Raw genomic sequence first — 1,701 nt, forward strand, 5'->3', positions numbered from 1 at the left:
TCCTCAGTTACCTAAAAAAAACTCTTCTATAAATCGACCTTTTCAAGAAACAATCTTTAAAATCAGAAAGGGTAACTTATTAAACACAACGGGTTAGTATAAGCAATGTTGCGTTTGGCGCAGCGCGATGCTGGCAGCGGCGACACCTTTTCGGTTCCTTGTTTAGTTCCAATTATTCGGAGCTGCGTGAGAATCGGAAAGGCAAGTTTATACGTTCTTTTCCGAGAACCAATTTAGTTAATTATTTGTTGCGAACATAATTCAAGTAATAAACAAGCAATTATGCTTATGCGTTGTTACTTTTTGGAGCGAGACACGAACCAAATGATCGGTCCAACACTTTAGTATATATTCACAGGTTTAACGAAGAAGCGTTAAAATCAGATTAAGTAAAATAGTTTGTTTAGAAACGTGAATGTCTTATGATTTAAAAATTTGAATCGTAGCTTTCAGACGAGAAGCCGAGACAATGACCGACTTCGTTCTTAGCAGTTTCTTGCTCGGAAAAAAATCCGAAGATTTTCTTTCCGAGCTATTAAAAGTAACGGTTAAGTATAACAATCGTGGCGCTTGGCGCAGCGTGCGGCTTGAAGCAGCTTGCACTTTAGCCTTCGCCTCGGCACCCAATTGTTCACAGCTGCGTGAGACTCAGAAAGGCAAGCTTCCACGTTCTTGTCCGATACCAAGATAGTTAAATTTTTGTAGCAAACACAATACTTTGCAGCCCAAAAGCCATGATTTTTATGCATTGTTGTGCATAGTGTTTTTATTTCGATTTCCATCTTTTAATATGATGTTGCAATCCTGTTTTTGCTCCACCTTTGAAATAACCGCCAGAATTAACTTTGTCAATTAATTTTATTACATCATTTGCGTTATCCGATTCCCAATTCAATTCTGTCGTTAAGAATGAAAAAATCTCTTTTGAATTTAATTCGTAATCATATTTTTTCAGCGCTCTTATATAAGTTTTGCATTGTTCTTCGTCCATTGGATGAGTTATTCCAGTTGTCATATTGATAGAATTGGTCAAATCAATAAATGCTTGTTGTACAACTTTGTCAGGCAACGCAGTTTTTTCAATTTCCGTTTCAGTTTTTAAATCTATTGCTCCCCAAGATTGCGCCCAATCTTTCACACTATCTTCCGACCATTGATGGGCAATTATTCCAGCAACATTTTCATAATCATCGTATTTATGCAATTCATTTGAACGTAAACCAAAAGCCACTACAATCTTTTTTCCTTGCCAGTCGTCATTAAAAGTCCGAACAGTTTCAATTTTTAAAGGCGGATAATTTTGGTCTATTTTAACTCCACGAAAAAAGTCTTTTAAATTCCGAGTTTCGAATATCCTTTCTAAATATCCTGTATTTCCTTTGGTGTGGATTAACAAAGTTATTTGAGTTATATCTCCAATCTCATTACATAATTCTAAAGCCTTTTTAAGAGCCAAAACTTCGTTTTCTTTGATTGGACCAATATTATCGTTATAGTATCTTTTTTTCTCCATTTTTTCTCGGTTCTGTTACATTATGCACAACGGGTTTGTATAATAATTGTGGCGCTTGGTGCAGCGTGCGGCTTGAAGCAGCTGCGACCTTTTATTCTTTCTTAGTTCTAAATTCTTCAAAGCTGCGTGAGAATCGGAAAGGCAAGCGTACCGTTCTTATTTGGGTAACTAATATAGTTAATTATATG

General features: G+C 36.2%; 1 protein-coding gene. It reads right to left on the reverse strand.

The annotated features are described in order from the left end of the window. Window positions 1-766: 766 nt before the first annotated feature. Window positions 767-1,513, reverse strand: coding sequence for a hypothetical protein (locus BLQ00_RS17355; RefSeq protein WP_093145584.1), 747 nt, complete (start codon window positions 1,511-1,513; stop codon window positions 767-769). Window positions 1,514-1,701: the final 188 nt, after the last annotated feature.

The sequence above is a fragment of the Ulvibacter litoralis genome, from assembly GCF_900102055.1.
Lineage (GTDB): Bacteria > Bacteroidota > Bacteroidia > Flavobacteriales > Flavobacteriaceae > Ulvibacter > Ulvibacter litoralis.

Bases quoted from the DNA above. Each gene is read 5' to 3' on its own strand.
- BLQ00_RS17355 (WP_093145584.1), bottom strand. From the start codon at position 1,513: ATGGAGAAAAAAAGATACTATAACGATAATATTGGTCCAATCAAAGAA.